The organism is Methylobacterium sp. J-092, from assembly GCF_022829325.1.
Taxonomy (GTDB): domain Bacteria; phylum Pseudomonadota; class Alphaproteobacteria; order Rhizobiales; family Beijerinckiaceae; genus Methylobacterium.
The window spans coordinates 30,208-55,427 of the sequence record NZ_JAKSXU010000119.1 but is presented as its reverse complement, the minus strand read 5'-3'; the positions used below and the strand labels follow the sequence as shown (position 1 = coordinate 55,427).

The 25,220-nt window shown below is 73.5% G+C and carries 27 protein-coding genes; 21 read left to right on the top strand and 6 right to left on the bottom strand.

Features of this window, described 5'->3' with window-relative positions:
- Positions 1-31: 31 nt before the first annotated feature.
- On the top strand, positions 32-385 hold the full coding sequence (locus MKK60_RS13880; protein WP_147729975.1) for a hypothetical protein: 354 nt from the start codon (positions 32-34) through the stop codon (positions 383-385).
- Positions 386-460: 75 nt separating this feature from the next.
- Here the strand turns inward: MKK60_RS13880 and MKK60_RS13875 are convergent, their stop codons facing one another.
- From MKK60_RS13875 to MKK60_RS13865, 3 genes are all read right to left on the bottom strand, one after another.
- Positions 461-1,885 (bottom strand): mannose-1-phosphate guanylyltransferase/mannose-6-phosphate isomerase, encoded by a 1,425-nt coding sequence (locus MKK60_RS13875; protein ID WP_243986566.1) that lies wholly within the window; start codon positions 1,883-1,885, stop codon positions 461-463.
- 157 nt (positions 1,886-2,042) lie between these two features.
- Positions 2,043-3,842 carry an alkaline phosphatase family protein gene (locus MKK60_RS13870; protein ID WP_243986565.1) on the bottom strand — a complete coding sequence of 600 codons (1,800 nt, stop codon included), beginning with the start codon at positions 3,840-3,842 and terminating at the stop codon, positions 2,043-2,045.
- A 146-nt stretch (positions 3,843-3,988) separates the two neighbouring features.
- The gene (locus MKK60_RS13865) at positions 3,989-4,660 is read right to left on the bottom strand and encodes a metal ABC transporter permease (protein ID WP_147729579.1); all 672 of its coding nucleotides are present in this window, start codon (positions 4,658-4,660) and stop codon (positions 3,989-3,991) included.
- A gap of 222 nt (positions 4,661-4,882) precedes the next feature.
- Here MKK60_RS13865 and MKK60_RS13860 point away from each other — a divergent pair, with 222 nt between their 5' ends.
- The 9 genes from MKK60_RS13860 to MKK60_RS13820 all read left to right on the top strand — a co-directional run bounded on the left by MKK60_RS13860 (position 4,883) and on the right by MKK60_RS13820 (position 12,912).
- On the top strand, positions 4,883-6,181 hold the full coding sequence (locus tag MKK60_RS13860) for a LarC family nickel insertion protein (protein WP_243986564.1): 1,299 nt from the start codon (positions 4,883-4,885) through the stop codon (positions 6,179-6,181).
- On the top strand, positions 6,178-7,008 hold the full coding sequence (locus MKK60_RS13855) for an adenine nucleotide alpha hydrolase (protein ID WP_243986563.1): 831 nt from the start codon (positions 6,178-6,180) through the stop codon (positions 7,006-7,008). The genes MKK60_RS13860 and MKK60_RS13855 overlap by 4 nt, the downstream gene beginning before the upstream one ends.
- Positions 7,005-7,685 carry a nickel pincer cofactor biosynthesis protein LarB gene (gene larB, locus MKK60_RS13850; RefSeq protein ID WP_243986562.1) on the top strand — a complete coding sequence of 227 codons (681 nt, stop codon included), beginning with the start codon at positions 7,005-7,007 and terminating at the stop codon, positions 7,683-7,685. Before MKK60_RS13855 ends, larB begins: the two co-directional genes overlap by 4 nt.
- A gap of 32 nt (positions 7,686-7,717) precedes the next feature.
- Entirely contained in the window at positions 7,718-8,833 is a 1,116-nt protein-coding gene (locus MKK60_RS13845) for an aldo/keto reductase (RefSeq protein WP_147729793.1), read from the top strand.
- A gap of 82 nt (positions 8,834-8,915) precedes the next feature.
- Entirely contained in the window at positions 8,916-9,518 is a 603-nt protein-coding gene (locus tag MKK60_RS13840; RefSeq protein ID WP_243986559.1) for a HupE/UreJ family protein, read from the top strand.
- A gap of 187 nt (positions 9,519-9,705) precedes the next feature.
- Positions 9,706-10,257: an iron transporter gene (locus MKK60_RS13835; protein ID WP_147844021.1), complete on the top strand. Its 552-nt coding sequence runs from the start codon at positions 9,706-9,708 to the stop codon at positions 10,255-10,257.
- 2 nt (positions 10,258-10,259) lie between these two features.
- On the top strand, positions 10,260-10,640 hold the full coding sequence (locus MKK60_RS13830) for a cupredoxin domain-containing protein (RefSeq protein WP_243986558.1): 381 nt from the start codon (positions 10,260-10,262) through the stop codon (positions 10,638-10,640).
- A 12-nt stretch (positions 10,641-10,652) separates the two neighbouring features.
- Positions 10,653-12,047, top strand: a complete 1,395-nt coding sequence (locus tag MKK60_RS13825; RefSeq protein ID WP_243986556.1) for a 4Fe-4S binding protein — start codon at positions 10,653-10,655, stop codon at positions 12,045-12,047.
- Between the two features lie 40 nt (positions 12,048-12,087).
- On the top strand, positions 12,088-12,912 hold the full coding sequence (locus tag MKK60_RS13820) for an FTR1 family protein (RefSeq protein ID WP_147859047.1): 825 nt from the start codon (positions 12,088-12,090) through the stop codon (positions 12,910-12,912).
- Between the two features lie 102 nt (positions 12,913-13,014).
- Here MKK60_RS13820 and rplS read toward each other — a convergent pair whose 3' ends face one another.
- Positions 13,015-13,410 carry a 50S ribosomal protein L19 gene (gene rplS, locus MKK60_RS13815; RefSeq protein WP_147729513.1) on the bottom strand — a complete coding sequence of 132 codons (396 nt, stop codon included), beginning with the start codon at positions 13,408-13,410 and terminating at the stop codon, positions 13,015-13,017.
- A gap of 284 nt (positions 13,411-13,694) precedes the next feature.
- On the opposite strand from rplS, the gene MKK60_RS13810 reads away from it, so the two are divergent.
- The 4 genes from MKK60_RS13810 (at position 13,695) to MKK60_RS13795 (ending at position 16,660) form a co-directional block, all read left to right on the top strand.
- On the top strand, positions 13,695-14,261 hold the full coding sequence (locus tag MKK60_RS13810) for a NifU family protein (RefSeq protein ID WP_147729514.1): 567 nt from the start codon (positions 13,695-13,697) through the stop codon (positions 14,259-14,261).
- Between the two features lie 189 nt (positions 14,262-14,450).
- The gene (gene tsaB, locus MKK60_RS13805) at positions 14,451-15,140 is read left to right on the top strand and encodes a tRNA (adenosine(37)-N6)-threonylcarbamoyltransferase complex dimerization subunit type 1 TsaB (protein ID WP_243986554.1); all 690 of its coding nucleotides are present in this window, start codon (positions 14,451-14,453) and stop codon (positions 15,138-15,140) included.
- A gap of 115 nt (positions 15,141-15,255) precedes the next feature.
- Positions 15,256-15,777 (top strand): GNAT family N-acetyltransferase, encoded by a 522-nt coding sequence (locus MKK60_RS13800; RefSeq protein ID WP_147844003.1) that lies wholly within the window; start codon positions 15,256-15,258, stop codon positions 15,775-15,777.
- A 7-nt stretch (positions 15,778-15,784) separates the two neighbouring features.
- Positions 15,785-16,660 carry a lysophospholipid acyltransferase family protein gene (locus MKK60_RS13795; protein ID WP_147844004.1) on the top strand — a complete coding sequence of 292 codons (876 nt, stop codon included), beginning with the start codon at positions 15,785-15,787 and terminating at the stop codon, positions 16,658-16,660.
- A gap of 6 nt (positions 16,661-16,666) precedes the next feature.
- Here MKK60_RS13795 and MKK60_RS13790 read toward each other — a convergent pair whose 3' ends face one another.
- Positions 16,667-16,966: an addiction module antidote protein gene (locus MKK60_RS13790; protein WP_147844005.1), complete on the bottom strand. Its 300-nt coding sequence runs from the start codon at positions 16,964-16,966 to the stop codon at positions 16,667-16,669.
- Positions 16,963-17,223 carry a type II toxin-antitoxin system RelE/ParE family toxin gene (locus MKK60_RS13785; protein WP_409567179.1) on the bottom strand — a complete coding sequence of 87 codons (261 nt, stop codon included), beginning with the start codon at positions 17,221-17,223 and terminating at the stop codon, positions 16,963-16,965. Before MKK60_RS13785 ends, MKK60_RS13790 begins: the two co-directional genes overlap by 4 nt.
- 190 nt (positions 17,224-17,413) lie before the next feature.
- Here MKK60_RS13785 and miaB point away from each other — a divergent pair, with 190 nt between their 5' ends.
- The 7 genes from miaB (at position 17,414) to MKK60_RS13750 (ending at position 25,216) form a co-directional block, all read left to right on the top strand.
- Positions 17,414-18,754 carry a tRNA (N6-isopentenyl adenosine(37)-C2)-methylthiotransferase MiaB gene (gene miaB / locus MKK60_RS13780; RefSeq protein WP_313901125.1) on the top strand — a complete coding sequence of 447 codons (1,341 nt, stop codon included), beginning with the start codon at positions 17,414-17,416 and terminating at the stop codon, positions 18,752-18,754.
- A gap of 70 nt (positions 18,755-18,824) precedes the next feature.
- Positions 18,825-19,907 carry a PhoH family protein gene (locus MKK60_RS13775; protein ID WP_243986644.1) on the top strand — a complete coding sequence of 361 codons (1,083 nt, stop codon included), beginning with the start codon at positions 18,825-18,827 and terminating at the stop codon, positions 19,905-19,907.
- On the top strand, positions 19,907-20,413 hold the full coding sequence (gene ybeY, locus MKK60_RS13770; protein ID WP_147729656.1) for an rRNA maturation RNase YbeY: 507 nt from the start codon (positions 19,907-19,909) through the stop codon (positions 20,411-20,413). Before MKK60_RS13775 ends, ybeY begins: the two co-directional genes overlap by 1 nt.
- 36 nt (positions 20,414-20,449) lie before the next feature.
- Positions 20,450-21,622 (top strand): CBS domain-containing protein, encoded by a 1,173-nt coding sequence (locus MKK60_RS13765; RefSeq protein ID WP_147859051.1) that lies wholly within the window; start codon positions 20,450-20,452, stop codon positions 21,620-21,622.
- Complete coding sequence (gene lnt / locus MKK60_RS13760; RefSeq protein WP_409567177.1) at positions 21,619-23,280, top strand: apolipoprotein N-acyltransferase; 1,662 nt, start codon at positions 21,619-21,621, stop codon at positions 23,278-23,280. Before MKK60_RS13765 ends, lnt begins: the two co-directional genes overlap by 4 nt.
- Entirely contained in the window at positions 23,277-24,470 is a 1,194-nt protein-coding gene (locus tag MKK60_RS13755) for an MFS transporter (protein WP_409566112.1), read from the top strand. The genes lnt and MKK60_RS13755 overlap by 4 nt, the downstream gene beginning before the upstream one ends.
- 173 nt (positions 24,471-24,643) lie before the next feature.
- Complete coding sequence (locus tag MKK60_RS13750; protein WP_243986552.1) at positions 24,644-25,216, top strand: YgjV family protein; 573 nt, start codon at positions 24,644-24,646, stop codon at positions 25,214-25,216.
- Positions 25,217-25,220: the final 4 nt, after the last annotated feature.

Below are 25,220 nucleotides of genomic sequence, written 5' to 3'. Positions count from 1 at the left end.
AGCCGGCCCCGAATCGGCGATACCGTCGCACATGCGGATGCCCGTCCTCGCTGTCCTCCTGTCCCTGAACGCCCTGCCCTGCGCGGCTGCGCAGGCGCCGCGGGCGGCCGACCCGGCGGCGCTGGAGCAGGCGTGGCGCGACTGCGTGCGGGAAGCCTATGCGCACCAGCCGCCGGCCCAGGGGCGCGCCGGCTCGCAGCGCAACGCCCTCGACGAATGCAAGGAGCGCGAGGACGCCGTCGTCGCGGCGCTGATGGCCGCCCGCGACGTCGAGGCCGGACGCGATGCCCGCTCGCTGCCGGCCCGTGCCCGCGCCTGGGCGGCCTCGGTCGCCGCCTACGTCGTCGACCCGGTCTCGTCCTGGATCGCGATGCTGCGCAACTGAGCGCCGGCAATTCCCGCGCCGACGGCGGCCGGGTCGTTCAGAGGATCGGATGCATCTGCCGGGCGCGCCCGCGCGTCACCGCCCGTAGACATCCTCGACGCGGATGATGTCGTCCTCGCCGGTATAGGAGCCGACCTGGACCTCGATCAGCTCGAGCGGGATCCTGCCGGGATTGGTCAGGCGGTGCAGCGAGCCGATCGGCAGGTACACCGCCTCGTTCTCGTGGACGAGGACGAGGCGCTCGCCCAGCGTCACCTCCGCCGTGCCCTTCACCACCACCCAGTGCTCGGCGCGGTGGAAATGCTTCTGCAGCGACAGGCGCCCGCCCGGCGTCACCATGATGCGCTTGACCTGGAAGCGCTCGCCGATGTCGACGCGCTGGTACCAGCCCCAGGGCCGGTACATCCGCCGGTGCGCGTCGGCCTCCGGATGGGCCCGGGCCCGCAGCACCCCGACCAGCTCCTTGACCCGGCCCGACTGCGCCTTCGAGGCGACCAGCACCGCGTCGGGGGTCGCCACCACCACCACGTCGTCGAGGCCGACCACCGTGGTCAGCCCCTCGCCCTCGCTGTGCACCAGGCTGTTGCGCGTGCCCAGGAGCTCGACCCGGCCGCGCACCGCGTTGCCGGCGGCGTCCTGCGGCAGCACCTGCCAGACCGCGTCCCAGGTGCCGACGTCCGACCACGGGAACGATACCGGCAGCACGCCGGCGCGCGTCGTGCGCTCCATCACCGCGTAGTCGATCGAGATCTTGGGCGCCTGCCCGAACGCCGCCGCGTCCAGGCGGACGAAGTCGAGGTCGACGCCGGCCCGCTCCAGCGCCGCGCGGGCGGCGGAGAGCACCGCGGGCGCGTGCGCCTCGAGCTCGGCCAGCATCAGGTCGGCCCGGAACAGGAAGTAGCCCGAGTTCCACAGGGCGCCCTCCGCGATCAGCGCGGCGGCGCCCTCCGCATCCGGCTTCTCGACGAAGCGCGCCACCGCGAAGGCGCCCTCGGCCTCCGGCAGCGCCCCCCCGCGGCGGATGTAGCCGTAATCGGTCGCCGGGCGCGTCGGCTCGATGCCGAGCGTCATGGTGTAGCCGGCCCGCGCGCCGACCGCCGCCGTGCGCACGGCGGCGGCGAAGGCCGGCACGTCGCCGATCACGTGGTCGGCGGCCATGATCAGCACCACCGCCTCCGGGTCTGCCTTGGCCGCGTGCAAGGCCGCCACCGCCACGGCGGCGGCCGAGTCGCGCCCCTCCGGCTCCAGGATGATGTCGGCGGACATCCCGGCCTGGGCCAGCTGCTCGGCGACGATGAAGCGCGACTCGGCTGCCGCGATCACCGCCGGCCGGGCGAAGACCGCCGCGTCGCCCACCCGCCGCGCGGTGGCCTGGAACGTCGATTCCGACGCGTCCACCAGCCGCGCGAACTGCTTGGGCATGCTCTCGCGCGATACCGGCCACAGCCGCGTGCCCGAGCCGCCGCACAGGATCACGGGCAGGATGCGGACGGTGCTCATCGGACGACTCCTGTTCCTGGGACCGGGCCGCACGGCCCGGTCTCGGCGAACCCACGGTAGCGCCCGCGCCGCCGCGAGGCGACTCGATGCCGGTCCGGCCGGCCGCGAATCCGTCGTGATGGCAAACGCCCGGCGTCGGGCGCCTCGGCCGGCGGCCTCACTCCAGCCCGAACGTCCGCCCCGGGAACCCGGCCGCATCGAAGTAGTGCTGGTCCCCGACCTGCTGGAAGCGCAGCACCGTGGTCAGGCCCGCCGGCGACGGTTCCGAGCGGAGCGTGCCGGCCTGCGCCTGCGGTACCGGCGCCTCCCGCATCGCCTCCCGCATCGGGCGGCCGATCAGGCGGCCCTTGGCGGGGATCTCGAGCTTGAGCAGGGCGGCGAGCGTCTGCCCGACATCGGCGTTGCTCACCGGCAGCGGGTCGACGAAGCCGGCCTTGAAGCTCGGGCCGATGGCGGCCATGAAGTTGTGGGTGTCGGCCCGGCTGAAGCTGCCGTGCATGCCCTGGCCCTGCTGCAGCGCCGTGTCGGCGACCTCGACGACGCAGGTCTCCGGGTTGGCGCAGCCGGTGCTGTACGAGCGGAAGTTGACGACGATCGCCGGCGTCGGCGTCGCGGCCTCGCCCTTCAGGTTCACCGCCGAAAGCGGCAGCGTGCCGGGGAAGCGCCCGAGCGCGTCGTCGACGAAGAGGCCGCTGACGTAGTCCTGCGCCAGGAGCGCCGCGATCGTGCGCGCGGCGAGCGCCCTGTCGCCCTTCGGCAGGTAGACGAGGTCCGAGCCGCCGTTGACCGCGACGACGAGGTCCGGCGCCTTCGGGTCGGGGCCGAGCAGCGCGTTGCCGAGCTTCGGCCGCTGGCCGGCGAGGACGGGGGCGGCGCTCGCATCGGGCTCGTGCAGCGGCAAGCCGAGGGCGGCCGCGAGGTCGAGCGCGAGGAAGCCCGGCGGAAGCTGCCCCGCGGGCACGCCGGGAAGCGCGGTCTTCGCGGACGGGCTCGTCGCGCTCTCCTTCGAGATGGTCGAGAAGCCGTGGTCGGCGGCGACGACGATGTCGGTGGTGTCGGCCAGCCCGAGCGCGTCCAGCGCCCGGCGCAGCGCCGCGAGGTTGTCGTCGGCGTTGCGGATGCCGGCGAGCGAGGTCGGCCCGTTGATGCCGGGCACGAGCTTGCCCAGGCTGTCGCCGTGGTTGTGCTGCACGGCGTCCGGGTCGCGCGACCAGTAGACCAGCACGAACGGTTTTCCGCGGGCCTTGAACAGCGGCAGCACGACCTTCGTGGCGACGTCGACGAAGTAGGCCTGCTGCGCGATGTTGGCGACCAGCGTGCCCGGCGTCGTCGCGTCGCCGGCCTTGCCGTTCTCCCCGCGCGAGGGGGCGGCCAGCGGCAGGCCGCCGGCCGCCAGCAGGCCCCGCATCTCGGCGCTGAAGGGGATGCCGCGCGCCGAGCCGGTGTCGTCGTCGACGATGATCGTCGGGGCGCCGTCGCGGCTGATGTTGTCGAAGTTGAGGGTCGGCCCGAGCTTGCCGATCGCCGCGGTGCTGATCCCGGCCTTGGCGGCGGCCCGCAGCACCGTCTCCTCGTTGAGCCAGTCGCCGTTGAAGAAGCCGTTCATCTCGCCGAGCACCGCATCGTTCTCGACGAAGGGCGTCACCGTCCCGTTCTGCGCCGCGACCGGCTTGCCGACGTAGATCGTGTTCGAGAAGTCGCCGGTGTCGCCGAGGTGGTGGCCGGTCGCCATCGCCGAGCCGTTGGCGGTGGTGAAGGTCGGGAACAGCGAATGGCTGTTGGCGAGGTTCACGCCCTGGTCGCGCAGCGCCGCCATGGCGGGCGCGGTCTCCGGGGTGACCATCCCGGCGCGCATCCCGTCGGGGACGAACAGGATCACGTTGCGGGGGCGCTCGGCCGCCGCGGCGGCGGTGCCGAGCAGGCCGGCGACGATGACGCCGTTGAGGATCGCACGCATCGCCGTCGTCTCCTGAAGCGCCGGCTGGAACGCGGCTCGGGGCCGCTTCTCCCCACGTCCCCATGACGTCCGTGTGACGACGAACGCGGGCGGGGCGGCGGGCGGGTCGGAATCCCCGGCCCGCCCGCGCGATCGGGGCGCGACGCCTACATCGGCGGTGTCAGCCCGTCCTTGCCGACGGCGACCCGGCGGGCGCTCAACGCGCTGCCGTCGCGGGCCGCGGTGACGAAGGCCTTGGCGCCGGGCTTCAGGACCGCCCGGTCGGCCGGCTCGAAGGTCACCACCGGCACCTGGGGCGGCACGACCACCGTCTGCGCGCCGTCCTTGTAGGTCACGGTCAGCGTGCGCTCCCCGCCGCCGGCGGCGCTGGCCGACACGGTGCCGTTGGTCATCGCGCTCTTCACCCGGGGGGCCGGGGCGTCGGCCTTGACCGTGCCATTGGTCATGGCGCTCTTCACCCGGGCGCCGCCGGCGGTGGTGTCGGGGATCGCGTCCCAGCCGTAATGGCCCTCGCCGGTGCCGCGCATGGCTTCGGGGAACAGCACGACCTCGATCGCGGTGCGCGGGCTCTCGCCCTTGGTGGCGGTGCCGATGAAGGTGCCCTCCTTCACGTCGTCGAGGCTGGCCTTGACCACCGAGACGAACTTGGTGTCGTCGCCGAGCGCGATCGTCTCCGACACGCCGTCGATGGTCTTCAGGGTGATCGCGCCGGGCGCGACCGCCTCGATCGTGCCGCGCAGGCGCTCGACGACCGGGGCGGCCTGGGCGCCGCCGATCGACAGGAGGCCGGCGAGGGCGAGAAGCGGGAGGCGTGTCATGAGGGTCCTGTCGTTGGGAAGGCCCGACCATCCGGCACGATCGTCCGAAAGCCTGCGGCTGCGGCCCGACCGCTATCATGCCGGCGCCGGGCCCGGCACCTGCCGGCCGGCGCGGCCATCCGCCTCGCCGGGGCTCGGCCGCGGGGCCTTGCCGCGAAACCTTTCCGGCCGATCTGGTGTTCGAACCGACGGGCCTTTCGCCCGCTCCACCATCGGACAGGCATGCAGATCCACCTCGACGCGGTCGGCGGCATGGCCGGCGACATGTTCGTCGCCGCCCTCCTCGACGCCTTTCCCGAGCACACCGAGGGCGTGTCGGCGAGCGTCCGCGCGGCGAGCCGGGCGGGCGTCGCCTGCCGCGTGCTGCCGCACAACGACGGCGTGCTCCAGGGCAGCCGCTTCCTGGTCTCCGGGCCCGGCGAGCCCGGTCCCGCGCCGCAGGGCGCGGACCGGCACGCGCACGGCCATCACGCGCACGGCCCCCACGATCACGATCCTGCGCACGGCCCGTCGCACGCCCACGCCCACGCTCACGATCACCGCCCGTGGTCCGAGATCCGCGTCGCGCTCGAACGCGCCGATCTCGAAGCGGCGGTGCGCGGGCACGCGCTCGCGATCTTCGGCCACCTCGCCGAGGCGGAGGCGCGCGTGCACGGCATCGCGGTCGAGCAGGTGGCGTTCCACGAGGTCGGCGCCTGGGATTCGATCGCCGACATCGTCGCCGCCGCCCACCTCGTCGCCGCGCTCGGCGCCACGCGATGGAGCGTCGGCGCCCTCCCCCTCGGCTCCGGGATGGTGCGCACGCAGCACGGCCTGCTGCCGGTACCGGCCCCGGCGACCGCGCTGCTGCTCGACGGCTTCCCGACCCGCGACGACGGCGTGCCGGGCGAGCGGGTGACGCCCACCGGCGCCGCGATCCTGCGCCATCTCTGCGGCGGGGCCAGATCGGCGCCGAGCGGCCCGCGCCGTCTCGGGCGCTCCGGCGTCGGCTTCGGCACCAGGCGCCTGCCCGGCCTGAGCAACTGCGTGCGGGTGCTTGCCTTCGATGAAGCGGCGCCGGAGACGCATCCGGACCATCGCACAATCGCGGTGATCGAGTTCGAGGTCGATGACCAGTCCGGCGAGGACTTGGCCATGGGGCTCGACCGCCTGCGGATGCGGGACGACGTGCTCGACGTCGTGCAGATGCCGGTCTTCGGCAAGAAGGGCCGGATAATGGCGCATGTCCGCCTGCTCGCCCGCGCCGACGCCCTCGATGCCGTGGTCGCCGCGTGCTTCTCCGAGACCGCGACGATCGGCCTGCGCCACGCGCTCGTCGCCGGCCGCGCCCTGCCCCGCCGGGCCGCGACCGTCGCGGTCGAAGGCCGGGACGTGCGGGTCAAGCTCGCGGAGCGGCCGGGCGGGCGCACCGCCAAGGCCGAGGCCGACGACGCCCGGTCGCTCGGCGGCCACGCCGCCCGGGTCGCCCTGCGCCGCGAGGCCGAGCGGATCGCCCTCGAGAGGCCGGAGCCGACGTCGTGAGCGCCCTTCCCACCCGGCTCGAGGCCGTCCTGCGCGAGATCGGGTCCGTCGCCGTGGCGGTAAGCGGCGGCGTCGACAGCCTGACGCTGGCGGCGCTCGCCCATCGCGTGCTCGGCGCCGACGCCGCGCTGATGGTGCATGCCGCCTCCCCCGCCGTGCCGGCGGAAGCCACCGACCGCGTCCGCGCCGAGGCGGCGCGCGCCGGCTGGAGCCTGCGGGTGATCGAGGCCGGCGAGTTCTCCGATCCGGCCTATCGCGCCAACCCGGTGAACCGCTGCTTCTTCTGCAAGACCAATCTCTACGGCGCGATCCGCGGCGTCACCGACCGGCCGATGGCCTCGGGCGCCAACCTCGACGACCTCGGCGAGTACCGGCCCGGCCTCGACGCCGCGGCCGGCTACGGCGTCCGCCACCCCTACGTCGAGGCCGGCCTCGACAAGGCGGCGGTGCGGCGGCTGAGCCGCGATCTCGGCCTCGGCGCGGTGGCCGAGCTGCCCTCCGCCCCCTGCCTGTCGAGCCGGGTCGAGACCGGTATCCGCATCGAGCCGGAGGTGCTGGCCTTCATCCACGCGGTCGAGCGCCGCGTCGGGGCCGCGCTGGCGACCCGGGCGGAGCCGGGCCGCGCCGTGCGCTGCCGCGTGCGCGCCGCGGGGATCGTCGTCGAGCTCGATCCGGCGAGCCTCGCGGCGCTCGATGCCGGCGGCCGGGACGCGCTCGAAGGCTGGATCGCGGCGCAGGCACCGGGACGCCTCGCCGCGAACGCGATCCGCTTCGAGCCCTACCGCACCGGCAGCGCCTTTCTCGTCGGCGGCGGGGCCCGGGCATGAGCGTTTCCGACGAGTTCACCCTGGATTTCGCCCGCGCCGAGCGGATCGGCCTCGAGGAGGCGGTGTTCTGCGCCGGCAAGTCCGCCGCGCAGATCGACGCGATCCTCGCTGCCGCGGCCGAGCGGGAGGCGCGCTTCCTCCTGACCCGCCTCGACGCGGACAAGCACGCCGCCCTGCAGGCGGCCCACCGCGCGGCGCTGGATTACTGCCCGGTCTCGCGCACCGCCGTCTTCGGTGCTGCCCGTCCGGTCGAGGGGCCGGCCCGCATCGCCGTGGTCGCGGCCGGCACCTCCGACGTGCCGGTCGCCCGCGAGGCGTTGCGGACGCTGGCCTACCAGGGTTGCGCGGCGACCCTCGTCGCCGATGTCGGCGTCGCCGGCCTGTGGCGGCTGACCCGGCGCCTCGACGAGATCCGCGCGCACCCGGTGGTGATCTGCGTCGCCGGCATGGACGCGGCGCTGCCCAGCGTGCTCGGCGGCCTCATCGCCGGCGCGGTGATCGGCGTGCCGACCTCGGTCGGCTACGGCGTCGCCGAGGGCGGCCGCACGGCGCTCGACGCGATGCTCGCGAGCTGCGCCCCCGGCCTCGCGGTCGTCAACATCGACAACGGCTACGGCGCGGCCTGCGCCGCCCTGCGCCTGCTCCACACCGCCGAACGCCTCCGGGCGGCCGGCTGAACCGATCCGTCGCCCGAACTCAGGAGAATCCCATGGAACGCCGCAGCTTCCTTCAGAGCGCCGTCGTCGGCGCGGGCCTCGCCGCAGCCGGCGGCAGCACCGCCACCGCGGCCGTCGACCCGACGGCCCTGCCCGGCAACCGGCCGTCCGATCCCGCGAGCCTCCCCCTCGTCACCGATCCGGGCGAGCGCCGCGGCGAGATGCTCTATCGCGCCTTCGGGCGCCATTCCGACAAGATCTCGGCCATCGGCATGGGCGGGTTCCACCTCGGCAAGAGCGCGGTGACGGACGACGAGGCGACGCGGCTGATCCACCAGGGGATCGAGCGCGGCATCACCTTCATGGACAATTGCTGGGACTACAACGAGGGCCGCTCCGAGCTGCGCATGGGCGCGGCGCTGCAGGAAGGCAGCCGGCGCGACAAGGTGTTCCTAATGTCCAAGATGGACGGGCGCACCAAGGAGGAGGCGACGAAGCAGATCGACGCCTCGCTGCACCGCCTGCGCACCGACCGAATCGACCTCGTCCAGCACCACGAGATCCTGCGCTACGACGACCCGGACCGGGTCTTCGCCGAGGGCGGCGCGATGGAGGCCTTCGTCGAGGCGAAGAAGGCGGGCAAGCTGCGCTACATCGGCTTCACCGGGCACAAGGACCCGCGCATCCATCTGCAGATGCTGGAGGTCGCCCACGAGCGCGGGTTCCAGTTCGATTCGGTGCAGATGCCGCTCAACGTCATGGACGCGCATTTCCGCTCGTTCGGCCACCTCGTCCTGCCCTACCTCGTGCAGAACGGCATCGCCGCGCTCGGCATGAAGACCTTCGGCGACGGCGTCATTCTGAAGAGCGACGCGCCGATCAAGCCGATCGAGTACCTGCATTTCGGCCTCAACCTGCCGGTCTCGGTGCTGATCACCGGCATCCAGAGCCAGCGCGACCTCGACCAGGCGTTCGAGGCGGTGAAGACCTTCCGGCCGATGGACAAGGCGGCGGTCGCCGAGCTGCTCGGGCGCAGCCGCCCCTACGCGCTCGAAGGCAAGTACGAGCTGTTCAAGACCAGCGCGACCTTCGACGGCACCGCCAAGAACGCGGCCTGGCTCGGGGAGGACGTCCCGGGGGTGAAGACCCTCGCCCCGACGATGGAGTGATTTTTGCCAGGGTGTCGGTGACCCCTGGCGCCCGCCGCCTATCCATCCGATGATCGACCCGACCAGACCGTCAGGACACCCCATGAAGCGTCTCGCCGCCCTCGCTCTTCCCGCCCTCGTCCTGCTGCCGCAGGCGGCGCTCGCCCATCCCGGCCACGGCGAGGCCGCGGGCCTCGTGCACGGCTTCCTGCACCCGGTGAGCGGAGCCGACCACGTCCTCGCCATGGTCGCGGTCGGGCTGCTGGCGGCCCTGCGCGGCGGCCGGGCCCTGTGGGCGCTGCCCGCGGCCTTCCTGGCGCTGATGGCGGCGGGCGCCGGGCTCGGCATGGCGGGCGTCGAGGTCTCCGGCCTCGGCCTGCCGGTGGCCGAGACCGGGATCGCCCTGTCGGTGGTCGCCTTCGGCCTCGCGGCCGCGTTCGGCCTCCGGCTTCCGGTCGCCGCGCTCGGCGCCCTCGTCGGCGGCTTTGCCACGTTCCACGGCTATGCCCACGGCGCGGAGATGCCCGAGACCGCCTCCGGCCTCGTCTACGGCCTCGGGTTCCTCGCCGGCACCGCCCTGCTCCACGCCGCCGGCCTCGGCCTTGGCCTGGCGATCGCGGCCGGCACCCGCCGTACGGTCATGGCTCCCATGCTCGGCGGCGCGGTGGTCGCCTCCGGCGTCGTGCTGCTCGCAGGGCATTTCTAAGTCGAGACCTCCGGCGGGGCAGGCACTCGCCGGAGTTCGAGCTTCCGAGATCTATGATTCATCTTTCAAGCCGGCTGATTTTTACCAACCTGGACTTTATAGTTCCCAGTTTGGAACGATTATGATTTGAGCATGTGACGAACAAGCCTCTTCCAATTTCAGCGCGGCCGGGTATGCGATGCATCCCATGCGCGCGCTCCGTCTCACCCTCCCCCTGCTCGCCGGCCTGGCCGGCCTCACCGCCTCCGCGGTCGCCAAGGAGATCCCCGTCGGGCCCCACGTGACCCAGAACGGTCTCGAGGTCGCGGCGGTGTACCTGCAGCCGATCGAGATGGACCCGCCCGACATGATGCGCGCGGCGGCGCAGTCCGACCTGCACCTCGAGGCCGACATCCGCGCCGCCAAGGACAACCGCAACGGCTTCGCCGAGGGCGACTTCGTGCCGTCGCTGACCGTGACCTTCGAGGTGGTGAAGCTCGACGGCGACAAGCCCACTGACCAGAAGGTCTCGGGGCCGCTGATGGGCATGGTCGCCAACGACGGCCCGCATTACGGCGACAACGTCAAGCTGTTCGGGCCGGGCCGCTACCGCCTCAAGCTCACCGTGGCGCCCCCCGGCCCGCACGCCCATTTTGGCCGCCACGTCGACAAGGAGACCGGGGTGGCCGAGTGGTTCAAGCCGTTCGACATCACCCAGGACTTCACCTTCGCCGGCATCGGCAAGAAGGGCGCGTACTGAGGATGCGGGCCGCGACCGGTCTTCCCGCCCGCTGGGCGCTGCTCGCCCTCGCACCGCTTCTCCTGGCGCCGCTTCTCCTGGCGCCTCGGGCCGCGCGCGCCGACGACATGCCCGTGATCAAGGTCGAGATGAAGGACGGCGTGATCCTGCCCGCGATCATCGAGGTTCCGGCCAAGACCCGCTTCAAGCTGGAGATCTCGAACACCGGAACCTCGCCGGTGGAGTTCGAGAGCCTCGAGTTGAAGCGCGAGAAGGCGCTCGCCGCCGGCTCGACCTCGTCGATCATCTTCCGCACCCTCGATCCTGGCAGCTACGACGTCTTCGACGACTTCCATCCGGAGGCGAAGGCGACGCTGGTGGCCAAGGACGCGGTGGCGAAGTAGCCGGTGGCCGGCGTGACCCTCAGCCCCGGCCGGGAGGCCTGGATCGACGGACGCCTCGCCGACTTCGGCGACTGGCTCCGCCGGCACGGCGGCGTGCTGCGCACCATCCAGTGGGCGGTGGTCGGCATCTACGTCGTGCTCGTGGCCGTGCCTGCCTTCCTGCCGCTGCCCGACCGCGGCGCCCATCTCTGGTCGAACCTGACGCTGGCGGCGCAATTCGCGTTCTGGGGCATCTGGTGGCCGTTCGTGCTGCTCAGCATGGTCATCGCCGGGCGCGCCTGGTGCGGGGTGCTGTGCCCCGAAGGCACGCTCACCGAGTTCGCCAGCCGGTGGAGCCTCGGCCGCGCCGTGCCGCGCTGGATCACCTGGGGCGGGTGGCCGTTCCTGGCGTTCGCCGGCACCACGGTCTACGGCCAGATGGTCAGCGTCTACGGCTACCCGAAGCCGGTGCTCGCCGTGCTCGGCGGCTCGACCGTGGCGGCGATCCTCGTCGGCGCCGTGTACGGGCGCAACAAGCGGGTGTGGTGCCGCTACCTCTGCCCGGTCAACGGCGTGTTCGCGGTGCTCTCCAAGCTCGCGCCGGTGAGCTTCCAGGTCGACGGCGCCGCCTGGAGCGCCTCGCCGAAGCCGAAGCCGGGGCAAGGCTTCAACTGCGCGCCCCTCGTGGCGGTGAAGACCATGCGCGGCTCGGGCGCCTGCCACATGTGCGGGCGCTGCAGCGGCTATCGCGGCGCCGTGCGGCTGGCCCGCCGCTCGCCCAACCACGAGATCGTCCACGTGGCCGGCGACGAGCCCTCCCTCGACCAGACCGTGCTGATCCTGTTCGGCATGATGGGCCTCGCCGTCGGCGCGTTCCAGTGGTCGTCGAGCCCCTGGTACATCGACGGCAAGCAGTGGCTCGCCACCTGGCTGATCGAGCGCGGCGTCACCTGGCCGCTGGAGACCTCGGCGCCGTGGTTCGTGCTGACGAACTACCCCGAGCACAACGACGTGCTCACCCTCCTCGACGGCGCGATGCTGCTCGCCTACATCGCCGCCGCCTGCCTCGGCATCGGGCTCGCGCTGACCGGCCTGGTCGCGCTCGCGACCCGCGCGGGCGGGCCGTGGTCCACCGCCCGCTTCCACCACCTGACGCAGGCGCTGATCCCGATCGCCGGCTGCGGCGTCTTCCTCGGCCTCTCGGCGCTCACGGTCACCTTCCTGCGCGGCGAGGGCTTCGTCCTGCCCTACGTCGACGAGGTCCGCGCCGGCCTCCTCGGCGGGGCCAGCCTGTGGAGCCTCTGGCTGGCCTGGCGGATCGCCGGCCTGTCGGCCGGCGGCCCGCGCCGGGTCGCCACCACCCTGTGCATCGGTGCCGCCGCGGGCCTCGCGGTGGCGAACTGGGCGCTTCTGTTCTGGATCTGGTAGCGCGCGAGCGCCCCATCAACGCGAAAGCCGGGATATCCGCATGATCGGAGCCTTCGTCATCGCCTTCCGCGAGGTCATCGAGGCGGGCCTCATCATCTCGATCGTGCTGGCGGCCACCCGCGGCATTCCCGGGCGCGGCCGCTGGGTCGCGCTCGGCATCGTCGGGGGCCTGGCCGGCGCCGCCCTCGTCGCGCTGTTCGCCGAGAAGATCTCGGACGCGTTCGAGGGCGCGGGGCAGGACCTGCTCAACGCCGCCGTGCTCATCGTCGCCGTGCTGATGCTGGTCTGGCACAACACCTGGATGGCGGCCCACGGGCGCGAGCTCGCGGGCGAGCTGCGGGCGGCGGGCGAGGCCGTCCGCTCCGGGCAGCGCACCGCGGCGGCGCTGGCGCTGGTCGTCGGCGCGGCGATCCTGCGCGAGGGCGCGGAGCTGGTGCTGTTCCTCTACGGCCTCGTCGCCTCGGGGGCGTCGGGGGCCGACCTGCAGGCCGGGGCGCTCGCCGGCGTCGGCGCAGGCGCCCTGCTCTCGGGCATCAGCTATTTCGGCCTCGCCGCGATCCCGAGCCGCTACGTGTTCTCGGTGACGAGCGCGCTGATCATCTTCCTCGCCGCCGGCCTCGCGGCGCAGGCGGCGCAGTTCCTGTCGAACGCCGGCATCGTCACCGGGCTCGACCAGATCCTGTGGAACTCGTCCGGCCTGATCCCGGAGAACGGCTGGCCGGGCCGCGTGCTGCACGCGCTCGTCGGCTACACCGACCGCCCGACCGCGCTCCAGGGCATCGTCTACGTCGGCACGATCCTGGTGATGGTCGGGCTGATGCAGGTGACCGCCTCGAGCAAGCGCCGGGCCCTGCGCACCGCCTGAGCGCCTCGGCCGGCACGCAACCCCGGCAACGAAAAGCCCGCCGCGATCGGATCGCGGCGGGCTTTTCTCGTCGCGTCCGCTCCCCGTACGGGGAGGCGCGGACTACTCGGCGGCGGCCGGCGCGGCCTTCGCCTTGCCCTTGTTCTTGTCGGTGCGCTCGGCGATGCGGGCGGACTTACCGCGGCGGTCGCGCAGGTAGTACAGCTTGGCCCGGCGTACCTTGCCGCGGCGCACCACCTTGATCGAATCGATCAGCGGGCCGTGGACCGGGAACAGGCGCTCGACGCCCTCGCCGTAGGAGATCTTGCGGACGGTGAAGCTCTCGTTGAGGCCGCCGCCGGAGCGCGCGATCACCACGCCCTCGTAGGCCTGGACGCGGGTGCGCTCGCCTTCCTTGACCTTGACGTTCACGATCACCGTGTCGCCGGGCTGGAAGTCGGGGATGGTCTTGTTCAGTCGAGCGACTTCTTCCTGCTCGAGCTGCTGGATGATGTTCATGAATAGCTCCGGCCGTCGCGCCGCGCTGCCCCGGATGGGCTTGCGGGCGTCAGGATTTCGGCATCCTGTTTTGAGTTGGCGCCGCGATACACCAAGCCCACGCGCTTGTCGATTGCCGGCCGCGCCCGTCGATTGCCGGCGGCGATTGCCCATTGCCGGCGGGGCCCGTCGATTGCCCGCCCCGGTTGAGAAAATCCGGTCCGCGGTCCACATGGAGGATGGCGCGAGACGCGCCGTTCCCGGCCGGCCTTGAACCGGCGCAGCGGACGAGGATCCTGTCAGACATGTTCATCCAGACCGAAGCGACCCCGAACCCCGCCACCTTGAAGTTCCTGCCCGGTCGGGTGGTGCTGCAGGAGGGCACCTTCGAGGCCAAGGACGCGGACGGCGCCGCCCGCTCGCCCCTGGCGCAGCGCCTGTTCGACGTGCCCGGCGTCGCCGGCGTGTATTTCGGCCACGACTTCATCTCGGTGACCAAGGCCGACGGCGTCGACGAGTGGCCGCAGGTCAAGCCGGCCCTTCTGGGCGCGATCATGGAGCACTTCCAGTCCGGCGCGCCGGTGATGGCGGAAGGCTCCGCGCAGGCCGACGACGACGCCGAGGAATTTTACGACGCCGCCGACCACGACACCGTGGTGACGATCAAGGACCTGCTCGAGACCCGCGTGCGCCCGGCGGTGGCGGGCGACGGCGGCGACATCACCTTCCGCGGCTACAAGGAAGGCGTCGTCTACCTGGAGATGAAGGGCGCCTGCTCCGGCTGCCCGTCCTCGACCGCGACGCTCCGGCACGGCGTGCAGAACCTGTTCAAGCACTTCCTGCCCGAGATCCGGGAAGTCCAGGCGGTCTGAGACCGGCGCTTCGAAATCGCGGCGCTTCGGGTGCGCGCCCAGCCGGCACCCGAAGCGCCTTTGCAACACCTTCTCCCGAACCGCGCGCCGACGGCCGCCCCGCACTGACGGGCGCGGCCGTTTTGGCTTAGGCTCGCGGCTTCCTTCAGAGGGCGGACGGGAGCGAAGCCCCGGCGAACGGGAGTGGGCGTGCATATCCTGGCCATCGACACGGCACTCGAGCTCTGCTCGGCCTGCGTCGCGACCGAGGCGGCCGACGGGTCCGTCGATCTGCTCGCGCAGGAATCCATGACGCTCGCCCGCGGCCACGCCGAGGCGCTGCTGCCGCTGGTCGAGCGGGTGATGGCCCGGTTCGCAGCCGGGTTCGAGGGCCTGTCCCGCGTCGCCGTCACCGTCGGCCCCGGCAGCTACACCGGCCTGCGCGTCGGCCTGTCGGCGGCCCGCGCCGTCGGCCTCGCCGCCGGCATTCCCGTGGTCGGGGTCACCACCCTCTCGGCGCTGCTGGCGCCGCAGCTGGCGCTGAACGGCGACGGCCTGATCGCCGCCGCGATCGATGCCCGCCACGGTGCGGTCTACCTCCAGGCGATGAGCGCGGGCGACGGCATCGTCGTGCCGCCGACGCACCTGCGCCTCGAGGAGGCCGCCGACCGGCTCGGGGCCGGCCCCGTCACCCTCGTCGGCTCCGGTGCCGCCCTCCTGGCGGCCGTGCTCCGGGCCCGCGGGATCGCGGTCGACGTCGCGGGCGCCGGCGGGCCCGACATCGCCTGGGTCGCCTCGCTCGGCCTGGTCGCCGACCCGGCCCAGGCCCTGCCCCGGCCGATGTACCTGCGCGGGGCCGACGCCCAGCCGCAGGACCACGCGCGGATCGCCCGCCGATGACACGCAAGCCTCATCGCTCGGACCGTTCCAGCGGCCTTCGGCCGCCGGCAAGCGCGAAGGCGCGCCGCCGATGCGGCGGATCGCCCGCGATGCGGCGGCATCGAGGGCCACAGGCATGAGCCGCCCGGTCTCGCCCTTCTGGCCGCTGGAATGGTGGCTCGCCTGGTGGGAGGCCTGGGGCCCCGAGCCCTACGTCGCGCCCTTGCGCGAGGCCGACCAGGCGCGCACGCTCGCCCGGCTCCACGCCACCGCCTTCGCGCGGCCCTGGGACGCGCACGAGTTCGAGCGGATGCTGTGCGAGCGCGCGACGCAGGGGCACGCCCTGTGGCGGGCCGGCGCGATGCAGGGCTTCATCCTGTCCCGCAAGGTCGCCGACGAGGCCGAGATCCTCACCGTCGTGCTGGCGCCCTCCGCCCGCGGCGGCGGCCTGAGCCATCGGCTGCTGCGCGAGCATCTCGGGCACCTGGCGCTGATCGGCGTCGCGCAGGTCCACCTGGAGGTCGACGAGGGCAATGCGCCCGCGCTCAAGCTCTACGCCCGGCACGGGTTCACCCGGGTGGGCACGCGGACCGGCTACTACGCGCAGGCCGACGGCAGCCGCGCGACCGCGCTCACCATGCGCGCCGACCTGACGTGAGCGCCCGGTGACGCGCGTCGGGGTGGCCCTGCGCCTGGTCGTCTGCGCGCTGGCCTTCGCGCTGCTCGCCGGTCCGCACTGGCTGGCCCTGCGCTTCGGCGAGCGCCGCGGATGGGGCCTCGCGCCGGCGCTGTTCCACCGGGTGTTCCTGGCCCTGTTCTCGGTGCGCGTGACGCAGAGCGGCACCCCGCCCCGCCCCGGCGAGGCCGCGCTGGTGCTCGCCAACCACGTCTCCTGGCTCGACATCATCGCCGTCGGCTCGCTGCGGCCGCTCTCCTTCGTGGCGAAGTCCGAGATCGCCGGCTGGCCGGTGATCGGCACGCTCGCCGCCCTCCAGCGCACGGTGTTCATCGACCGGGCGCGGCGCGGCGCGACCGCGACCGTCAACGCCGCGATCGGCGACCGGCTGGCGCGGGGCGAGCTCGTGGTGCTGTTCGCCGAGGGCACCACCGGCGACGGCACCCGCCTGCTGCCGTTCCGCTCCTCGCTCGTCGGCGCGGCGCGGGCCGCGATCCAGGCGCGAGGGGCCGACGGCGGCCTCGACCGCATCCGCCTGCAGCCCCTGGCGATCACCTATCCGCGCCGCAACGGCCTGCCCGTGGGCCGGGCCGAGCGCCCCGAGATCGCGTGGTACGGCGACATGGACCTCGCCCCCCATCTCGCCCTGTTCTTCGAGCGCGGGCCGATCGACGTCCACGTGGTCTGGGGCCAGCCGATCGCCTTCGAGGCCGGCACCGACCGCAAGGCCGTCACGGCCCAGGCGGAGGCCGCCGTCCGCGCCGCGATGAAGGGCACGGGGGCGATGCAGGGCCACGCGGGGGTGCCGGGCCACGCGCCCGCCCGGCCGCTGCCGGGCCTCACGGACGGCACGGCGGCGGCCTGAATCCCGTCAGGCCGGTTCGGGCGCGTGCGGCACGGTCGCCGTCAGCCGCAGGTTCATCGCCCTCAGGACGCGCACCGTCGTATCGAGGCTCGGATTGCCCTCCTCGGAGAGGGCCTTGTACAGGCTCTCGCGCGACAGGCCGGAGGTGCGGGCGATCCGCGTCATGCCGCGGGCGCGGGCGGCGACGCCGAGCGCGTGGCGGAAGAGCGCCGTGTCTCCTTCCTCGAAGGCCGCGGTGAGGTATTCCGCCAGCGCCTCGTCGGTCTCGAGATAGTCTGCCGAATCGTAGGGCTGCGTCTCGGTCATCCGCCGTCTCCATCCTTCAGATCTGCGGCCAGCGCCCTGGCCCGCACGATATCCCGTTGCTGGCTGCCCTTGTCTCCGCCGCAGAGCAGAACGATCAGGGCTTCGCCGCGACGGATGAAGTACAGTCGGTAGCCAGGTCCGTAATCGATGCGCATCTCGCTCACCCCGGAGCCGACCGGCTTCGCATCGCCGGCATTGCCCAGAGCGAGACGGTCGATCCGGATCGCGATCCGCGCCTTGGCACGCGGATCCCGCAAGGCGCCGAGCCAAGCATCGAAATCAGCCGTGCGTCGGGCCGGAATCCTAAATGTTCGTATTCTATAGGATACGAATTGGCAAGCGCTCGGACCGGGTCGCGACGGCGGGCCGGATCTATGATAGAGGCGTGCCGCCTCGGCCGCAGAGATATTCGCGCGCCGTATCCCAAGGAACCCGGGACCCGACGCGGTGTCGAAAAAAGCCTTCGTCAAATCCTACGGCTGCCAGATGAACGCCTACGACGCCGCCCGCATGGCGGACGTCCTGGCCGAGCAGGGGTTCTCCGCCACCGACGCCGTCGAGGAGGCGGACGTGGTGGTGCTCAACACCTGCCACATCCGCGAGAAGGCGGCCGAGAAGGTCTATTCCGAGCTCGGCCGGCTGCGCGTGCTCAAGGACGCGCGGAAGCTCGAAGGCCGCGACACCCGCATCGTCGTCGCCGGCTGCGTCGCGCAGGCGGAAGGCTCCGAGATCCTGCACCGCGCGCCCGTGGTGGACGTGGTCGTCGGGCCGCAGAGCTACCATCGGCTGCCGGACCTGCTCGCCCGCTCGCATGCCAGGCGCGTGGTCGACACCGAATTCCCCGTCGAGGACAAGTTCGACCACCTGCCGGCGCGCCGCACCGCGGGCGTCTCCGCCTTCCTCACGGTGCAGGAGGGCTGCGACAAGTTCTGCGCGTTCTGCGTGGTGCCCTACACCCGCGGCGCCGAGGTCTCGCGTTCCGTCGCCGCCGTCGTCGCGGAGGCGGAGAAGCTCGCCGCCGGCGGGGTCCGCGAGATCGGCCTCGTCGGCCAGAACGTGAACGCCTATCACGGGCTCGGGGCCGACGGCGGCGCGGCGACGCTGGCCGACCTGATCCGCGCGGTGGCGCGCGTGCCGGGCATCGCGCGGATCCGCTACACCACGAGCCACCCCAACGACATGGGCGACGACCTGATCGCGGCCCATGCCGAGATCCCGGCGCTGATGCCCTACCTGCACCTTCCGGTGCAGTCGGGCTCCGACCGGATCCTGTCCGCGATGAACCGGCGCCACACCGGCGACGCCTACCGGCGGATCATCGACCGCGTCCGCAGGGCCCGCCCCGACATCGCCCTGTCCTCGGACTTCATCGTCGGCTTTCCCGGCGAGACCGACGCCGAGTTCGCCGACACGATGCGGCTCGTCTCCGACATCGGGTTCGAGAGCGCCTATTCCTTCAAGTACAGCCCGCGCCCCGGCACGCCGGCCGCCGAGCGCAGCGACGCGGTCCCGGAGGACGTGATGACCGGCCGCCTGCACGCGCTGCAGGCGCTGCTCGACGCGCAGCGCCACGCGTTCCAGCGCGCGGCGGTGGGGCAGGTGGTCGAGGTCCTGGTCGAGAAGGCCGGCCGCAGGCCCGGCCAGGTCGCGGGCAAGACGCCGCACCTGCTCGCCGTTCAGTTCGACGCCCCCACCTCCCGTATCGGGCAGGTCGTGCCCGTGCGCATCGTCGAGGCGGGGACCAACAGCCTGTTCGGCGCGGCGATCGAGGCCGCGGCGGCCGCGTAGGGCGGCGGGCCGGGCGATGAAGGGAGTGTTCGTGGCGTCATTCGACGGAACGGCCGGGCGCAGCGGCCCCTTGCGCGGGCGCGGGCCCGCCGCGCGGCCGCTCGGCCCGGGCTTCGGCCACGACGAGCCGGTCGAGGTCTCGCTGACCTTCGACGACAACCGCCTCGCGAGCCTCGTCTTCGGCCAGTACGACCAGAACGTCGCGCATATCGAGCGCCGGCTGGAGGTGACGGCCACCGCGCTGGGCAACCACGTCGTGCTCAAGGGCTCGCCGGACGCGACCGAGCGTGCCCGCCGGGTGTTCGAGAAGCTCTACGCCCGCGTGCGGACCGGCGGCAGCGCCCTGACGCTCGGCGACGTCGACGGCGCGATCCAGGAGGCCACCGTCCAGGGCCAGCTGTTCCCGGCGGCCGCCATCGCCGCCGAGCCGGACCGGCCGCATTTCGAGCAGATCGCCACGCGCAAGCGCGGCGCGGTCCGGGCCCGGAACGCCGCACAGGACGCCTACATCAAGGCCCTGCGCGCCAACGAGCTCGTCTTCGCCGAGGGTCCGGCCGGCACCGGCAAGACCTGGCTCGCCGTCGGCCACGCGGTCTCGCTGCTGGAGCAGGGCCACGCCGAGCGGCTGATCCTCTCGCGCCCGGCGGTCGAGGCCGGCGAGCGCCTCGGCTTCCTCCCCGGCGACATGCGCGACAAGGTCGACCCGTACCTGCGCCCGATCTACGACGCGCTCTACGACTTCATGGAGGCGCGCCACGTCGACCGCGGCCTGCAGACCGGGGTGATCGAGATCGCGCCGCTGGCCTTCATGCGCGGGCGCACGCTCACCAATGCGATCGTGCTGCTGGACGAGGCGCAGAACACCACCTCGATGCAGATGAAGATGTTCCTGACCCGGCTCGGCGAGAACTCGCGGATGATCGTCACCGGCGATCCCTCCCAGGTCGACCTGCCGTCGGGGCAGAAGTCGGGGCTGGTCGAGGCGGTGCGGGTGCTCGACGGCGTCGAGGGCATCGGCCGCATCACCTTCCGGGACAAGGACGTGGTCCGCCACGACCTCGTGCGCCGCATCGTCACCGCCTACGAGGGCGCAGCCCACGGCGAGGCGGATGCCGACCGCAACCCGAACCCGCGGCGGCGGCCGCTCGCGTGATGGGGCACGCGATCGACATGGTGGTCGAGGTGGCGATTGAGGACGAACGCTGGAGCGGCGCGGTCCCTGACCTCGAAGCCTTCGTGATTCGCGCCGTCGAGGCCGGGCTCGCCGCGGCCCCCGAGCCGCCCGCCGGCCCGGTCGAGGTCAGCGTCCTGCTCGCCGACGACGCGACCGTGCAGGCGCTCAACCGGACCTGGCGGGGCAAGGACCGGCCCACCAACGTGCTGTCGTTTCCGTCCTCGCCGCAGCCCGCCCATGCCGGCGTCGCGGTGCCGCTCGGCGACGTCGTTCTTGCGTACGACACGTTGGTGCGCGAAAGTGCCGAGCAGTCGAAGCCGCTCGTCCACCACCTCGCGCATCTCCTGGTTCATGGCACCCTCCACCTGCTCGGTCAGGACCACGAGACCGGCGACGCGGACGCGGAGGCCATGGAGGCCCTGGAGGTCGCGGCGCTCGCGACCCTCGGCGTGCCCGACCCTTACGCGGACTCCGCGGCCGGCTGAGCGACGACGTCCCAACCGATCCCAGACACGAGAGACATGACCCACGATCGAAGTCGCGGCGCGGCCCAGGCCGCGCTCAGTTCCAACGAGGCGGAATCGGGTGCGCGCGAGCCCTGGTACGACCGCCTCCTCCAGGTGCTGCACCTGAAACCGCGCGATTCGCTGCGCGGCGACATCGAAGAGGCCCTGGCCGAGCCCGATTCGGGCGAGAACGCGTTCTCGCCGCTCGAGCGCGCCATGCTTAAGAACGTCCTCGGGCTGCACAAGGTGCGCGTCGACGACGTGATGATCCCGCGGGCCGACATCGTCGCGGTCTCGGTCGAGACCAGCCTCGGCGACCTGCTGAAGCTGTTCCGCACCGCCGGCCATTCCCGCCTGCCGGTCTACGGCGAGACGCTCGACGACCCGCGCGGCATGGTCCACATCCGCGACTTCGTGGACCACATCGCCGCGCGGGCCGAGGCCGCCCCGCGCCGCAGCGCCGCGGCCGCAGCCAACGGCGCGACGCCCGCCCCCGCCGAGGCCGAGGCGGCCAAGGATGCGCTGAAGGACGCGCAGAAGCCCGCCCCGCGGGTGCGCCGGGCGCCCGCCCGCGCCCTGCGCACGCTCAACCTCGGCAACGTCGACCTCACCGCGACGCTCGCCTCCACCCGCATCCAGCGGCCGGTGCTGTTCGTGCCGCCCTCGATGCCGGCGATCGACCTGCTGGTGCGGATGCAGGCGACCCGCACCCACATGGCGCTCGTCATCGACGAGTACGGCGGCACCGACGGGCTGATCTCGATCGAGGACCTGATCGAGATGGTGGTCGGCGACATCGAGGACGAGCACGACGTGGTCGAGGGCCGCCTCGTCCAGCGCCTCGAGGGCGAGGCCGAGGTGTTCGTGGCCGATGCCCGTGCGCCGCTGGCGGAGGTCTCCGAGGCCACCGGCGTCGACCTCGTCGCGGCGGTGGGCGAGATGGCCGAGGAGATCGACACGATCGGCGGCATGATCGTGACGCTGGCCGGCCGCGTGCCCTCGCGCGGCGAGCTCATCGCCGGCCCCGGCGACCTCGAGTTCGAGGTGCTCGACGCCGACCCGCGCCGCCTCAAGCGCCTGCGCTTCCAACGCGGGCCCGCCCGCATCGCGGCCTCCGCCGTGCCGCTCGCCCTGCCCCCGCCCGCCGCGCCCCCTGCCGTCAACGCGATCGAGACGCCCGCACCGTGACGCCGGCTCCCGAAGCGCCCCCAGCAGCCACGCTGCCGGGCGGCGCGGCCGCGCGCCTGGCCAACGGCGTCATGCTGTTGCGCGGCTGGCGCCGGCTCGCCCTGAGCTTCCTCGCCGGCAGCGTCGGCGCGCTGGCGATGCCGCCCTTCGGCCTCCTGCCCGCGCTGGCCGTGTCCCTCGTCGTCGCGGTCTGGCTGGTGGACGGGGCGGCGGGCTCGCGCAGCACGGTCGCCGCCCGGCTCCGCCCCTGCGCGCTGGTCGGCTGGGCCTGGGGCTTCGGCTACCTGTTCGCCGGGCTGTGGTGGCTCGGCTCGGCCTTCCTCGTGGAGGCCGACGAGTTCCTGTGGGCGCTGCCGCTCGGCGTCGTCGGCCTGCCGCTGGCGCTCGGGCTGTTCTACGCCGCGGGCTTCGCCGTCGCCGGCCTGCTCTGGGTCCGCGGCCCGGCGCGCATCGCCGGCCTCGCCTTCGGGCTGGCGGGCGCCGAGTGGGTGCGCGGGCACGTCTTCACCGGCTTCCCCTGGAACACCCTCGGCATGGCGCTCGGCCAGAACCTCTGGCTGATGCAGTCGGCCTCCCTCGTCGGGCTCTACGGCCTGACGCTGCTCGCCGTCCTCGTCTGCGCCGCGCCGGCGACGCTCGCCACCGGCTCGCATCCGCGCAGCCGCCTCGGCCCGACGGCCGCCGCCGCGATCGTGCTGGCCGCCATGGCGCTCCACGGCGCGGAGCGGGTCGGGCCCGATCCCGACCCCACCGTCGCCGGGGTGCGCCTGCGGCTGGTGCAGCCGAACCTGCCCCAGGACGCGAAGTTCCGCCCCGAGAACCGGCAGGACATCGTCGACCGCTACGTCGAGCTGAGCCGGCGCCCGCCGGAGGCCGGCGAGGCGGCGCCGACGCACATCCTCTGGCCGGAATCGGCCTTCCCGTTCCTGATCCAGCGCGATCCCGCGGCGATGGCGCAGGTCGGCGCCGGGCTGGAGCCCGGCCAGCACCTGATCACCGGCGCGGCCCGCGCCGAGGAGCCGCTGCCCGGCGAGCGCCTGCGCTACTTCAACGCGATCATGGCGATCGAGCCCGGCGGCCGCATCGTCGACAGCTACGACAAGGTCCACCTCGTGCCGTTCGGCGAGTACCTGCCCGCGCCCCTCGACGCGGCCCTGCGGGCGGTAGGCCTGCGCCAGTTCGTGGCCGTGCCGGGCGGCTTCTCGGCCGGGACGCTCGCCGGCCAGCGCATCCTCAACGTGCCGGGCCTGCCGCCGGTGGCGGCGACGATCTGCTACGAGGCGATCTTCCCCGGCGCGATCCTGCCGGCCGGCGCCACCGCCGCCGATCGGCCCCCCGGCCTGATCCTGAACGTGACCAACGACGCCTGGTTCGGCGACACGCCTGGCCCGCGCCAGCACCTGGCGCAGGCCCGCCTGCGCGCCGTCGAGGAGGGCCTGCCGCTGGTGCGCGACGCCAACACCGGGATCTCGGCGGTGATCGACGCGCACGGGCGCGTCGTCGCGCAGCTGCCGATCGAGCAGGAGGCGGTGCTCGATGCCGACCTACCCGTCCGCATCCTCGGCGGCACCCTCTACGGCCGGGCCGGCGACTGGCCCTTCGCGGCGATGCTCGCCGCCTGCCTCGCGGGCGCCCTCCGGGCCCGGCGGCTCGCGTGAGAGCGGCGCGGCGCATCCCGCCCCTCCTGCTGACCTGCGGCCTGATGGCGGTGGCGTTCAACCTGCGCCCGGCGCTGAGCACCGTCGGGCCGCTGCTCTCGTCCATCCGCGCGGCGACGGGTCTCTCCGCGGCGGGGGCTGCGGTGCTGACCACCCTCCCCGTCCTCTGCCTCGGCCTCGCCTGCGCGCTGACGCCGCTGATCCTGCGACGGCTCGGCGCCGACCGCGGCGTGCTCCTCGGCATCGTCGTGGTCGCGGCCGGCCTGGCCCTGCGCGGCCTCGGCGGTGTCGCGGCGCTGTTCGCCGGTACCGCGGTCGCCGCCTTCGGCATCGGGCTCGCCAACGTGCTGCTGCCGGCCGTGGTCAAGCGCGACTTCCCCGGCCGCGCCGGGGCGATGACCGGGCTCTACACCATGACGCTCTGCCTCGGGGCCGCCGCCGGCGCCGGCCTCGCGGTGCCGCTGGAGCAGGCGATCGGCCGGGGCTGGCCGCTGGCGCTCGCGGTCTGGGCGCTGCCCGCGGTCGTCGCCGCCCTCGCCTGGGCACCGTTGAGCCGGGCCGTGCCGGAGCGGTCGTCGGCGGCCGCGCCGGGCCGGCTCCTGCGCGATCCGCTGGCCTGGCAGGTCACCGCCTTCATGGGCCTGCAATCCTCGCTCGCCTACGTGCTGTTCGGCTGGCTGCCGGCGATCCTGCAGGGGCGCGGGCTCCCGGCGCTGGATGCCGGCCTCGTCGCCTCGGTGGTGACGCTGCATCAGGCGCCGGGCGCCCTCGTCGTGGCGATGCTGGCCGCGCGCGTGCGCGACCAGCGCGGCTGGATCGTCGCGGTGCTGGCCGCGACGCTGACCGGCTTCCTCGTCCTCGCCTTCGGCCCGGAGAGCCTGCGGTTCCCCGCCTCCGGGCTCCTCGGCCTCGGCATCGGCGGCTGCTTCGGGCTGGGCTTGAGCCTCCTCGTCCTGCGCACCCGCGACGCCGCCTCGGCCGGCGCCCTCTCGGCGATGGCGCAGGGGATCGGCTACGTCTTCGCCTCGCTCGGCCCCCTCGGCTTCGGCCTCGCCCACGACGCCACCGACGGCTGGGTCCTCCCGGCCGCCCTGTTCGCGACGATCATCGCGGCGGCGGGCGTCGCCGGGATGGGCGCCGGGCGCGACCGGGCGGTCGGCGCGGCGGCCCGAGCCGCCGGCACGGCGTAGAGGCTTCCGGCCCCCGTCGGAGGGTCCCGCCCGCACCGCCCCACGCGGTGATCTGCGGTTGCGCCGCAGCGACGGGGGCGGGCACCCGAAATGGCCGTTAACCGACCGGTTACCATGACGACCTAGCGCCTGCCGCCAGTGCGGCGCGCTTCCGCGCCGACCGGGCGCGGACCATGACCCTGATGACGTTGGCCCTGAGCGGATGGGCCGCGGCGAAGCCGCATCTCGACCTCTTCGGAACCCTCGGCCTGCTGCTCGGCTTCGCCGCCGGGATCCTGCCGCATCGGCGCGGGATGCTTCTCGCCTCGGCCGGATGCGCCGCCGCCTTCGGCCTGCACTACCTGCATCTCGGCGCGCTCACCGGCACGGCGATGTGCGCCATCGCCCTGCTGCAGAACCTCGTCTCGGCGCAGGCGATCGGGCCCGCGGGCCGTGCCGCCTGGGTGGCACCGCTCTTCGCCGCGACGACGCTGGTCGCCGCCGGGACGACGCTCGCGACCTGGTCCGGCTGGCCGTCGGCCTGCGCCGGGCTCGGCGCCCTCCTGGCGACGGCTGCCCGCCTCCAGGGCGATCCGCAGGGCATGCGGCGCCTCTTCCTCGGCGCCAGCCTGTGCTGGGCCGTCCACAGCGGCCTCGTCGGCTCGGTCTTCGGGCTCACCTGCGACCTGCTGACCCTGTCGGGGCTGGCCCTGTCGCTGGTCCGGCATCAGCGGCGCCCGGCGCCGCGGGCGCTCCCCGCCACCTGAGGCC

Coding starts and splice junctions, on each gene's coding strand:
- MKK60_RS13835 (WP_147844021.1), top strand. CDS start 9,706: ATGCGCGCGCTCCGTCTCACCCTCCCCCTGCTCGCCGGCCTGGCCGGC.
- MKK60_RS13845 (WP_147729793.1), top strand. CDS start 7,718: ATGGAACGCCGCAGCTTCCTTCAGAGCGCCGTCGTCGGCGCGGGCCTC.
- MKK60_RS13810 (WP_147729514.1), top strand. CDS start 13,695: ATGTTCATCCAGACCGAAGCGACCCCGAACCCCGCCACCTTGAAGTTC.
- MKK60_RS13865 (WP_147729579.1), bottom strand. CDS start 4,660: ATGACACGCCTCCCGCTTCTCGCCCTCGCCGGCCTCCTGTCGATCGGC.
- MKK60_RS13840 (WP_243986559.1), top strand. CDS start 8,916: ATGAAGCGTCTCGCCGCCCTCGCTCTTCCCGCCCTCGTCCTGCTGCCG.
- MKK60_RS13800 (WP_147844003.1), top strand. CDS start 15,256: ATGAGCCGCCCGGTCTCGCCCTTCTGGCCGCTGGAATGGTGGCTCGCC.
- MKK60_RS13790 (WP_147844005.1), bottom strand. CDS start 16,966: ATGACCGAGACGCAGCCCTACGATTCGGCAGACTATCTCGAGACCGAC.
- MKK60_RS13880 (WP_147729975.1), top strand. CDS start 32: ATGCGGATGCCCGTCCTCGCTGTCCTCCTGTCCCTGAACGCCCTGCCC.
- MKK60_RS13750 (WP_243986552.1), top strand. CDS start 24,644: ATGACCCTGATGACGTTGGCCCTGAGCGGATGGGCCGCGGCGAAGCCG.
- MKK60_RS13830 (WP_243986558.1), top strand. CDS start 10,260: ATGCGGGCCGCGACCGGTCTTCCCGCCCGCTGGGCGCTGCTCGCCCTC.
- MKK60_RS13875 (WP_243986566.1), bottom strand. CDS start 1,885: ATGAGCACCGTCCGCATCCTGCCCGTGATCCTGTGCGGCGGCTCGGGC.
- rplS (WP_147729513.1), bottom strand. CDS start 13,410: ATGAACATCATCCAGCAGCTCGAGCAGGAAGAAGTCGCTCGACTGAAC.
- ybeY (WP_147729656.1), top strand. CDS start 19,907: ATGGGGCACGCGATCGACATGGTGGTCGAGGTGGCGATTGAGGACGAA.
- MKK60_RS13820 (WP_147859047.1), top strand. CDS start 12,088: ATGATCGGAGCCTTCGTCATCGCCTTCCGCGAGGTCATCGAGGCGGGC.
- MKK60_RS13870 (WP_243986565.1), bottom strand. CDS start 3,842: ATGCGTGCGATCCTCAACGGCGTCATCGTCGCCGGCCTGCTCGGCACC.
- larB (WP_243986562.1), top strand. CDS start 7,005: ATGAGCGTTTCCGACGAGTTCACCCTGGATTTCGCCCGCGCCGAGCGG.
- MKK60_RS13860 (WP_243986564.1), top strand. CDS start 4,883: ATGCAGATCCACCTCGACGCGGTCGGCGGCATGGCCGGCGACATGTTC.
- MKK60_RS13765 (WP_147859051.1), top strand. CDS start 20,450: ATGACCCACGATCGAAGTCGCGGCGCGGCCCAGGCCGCGCTCAGTTCC.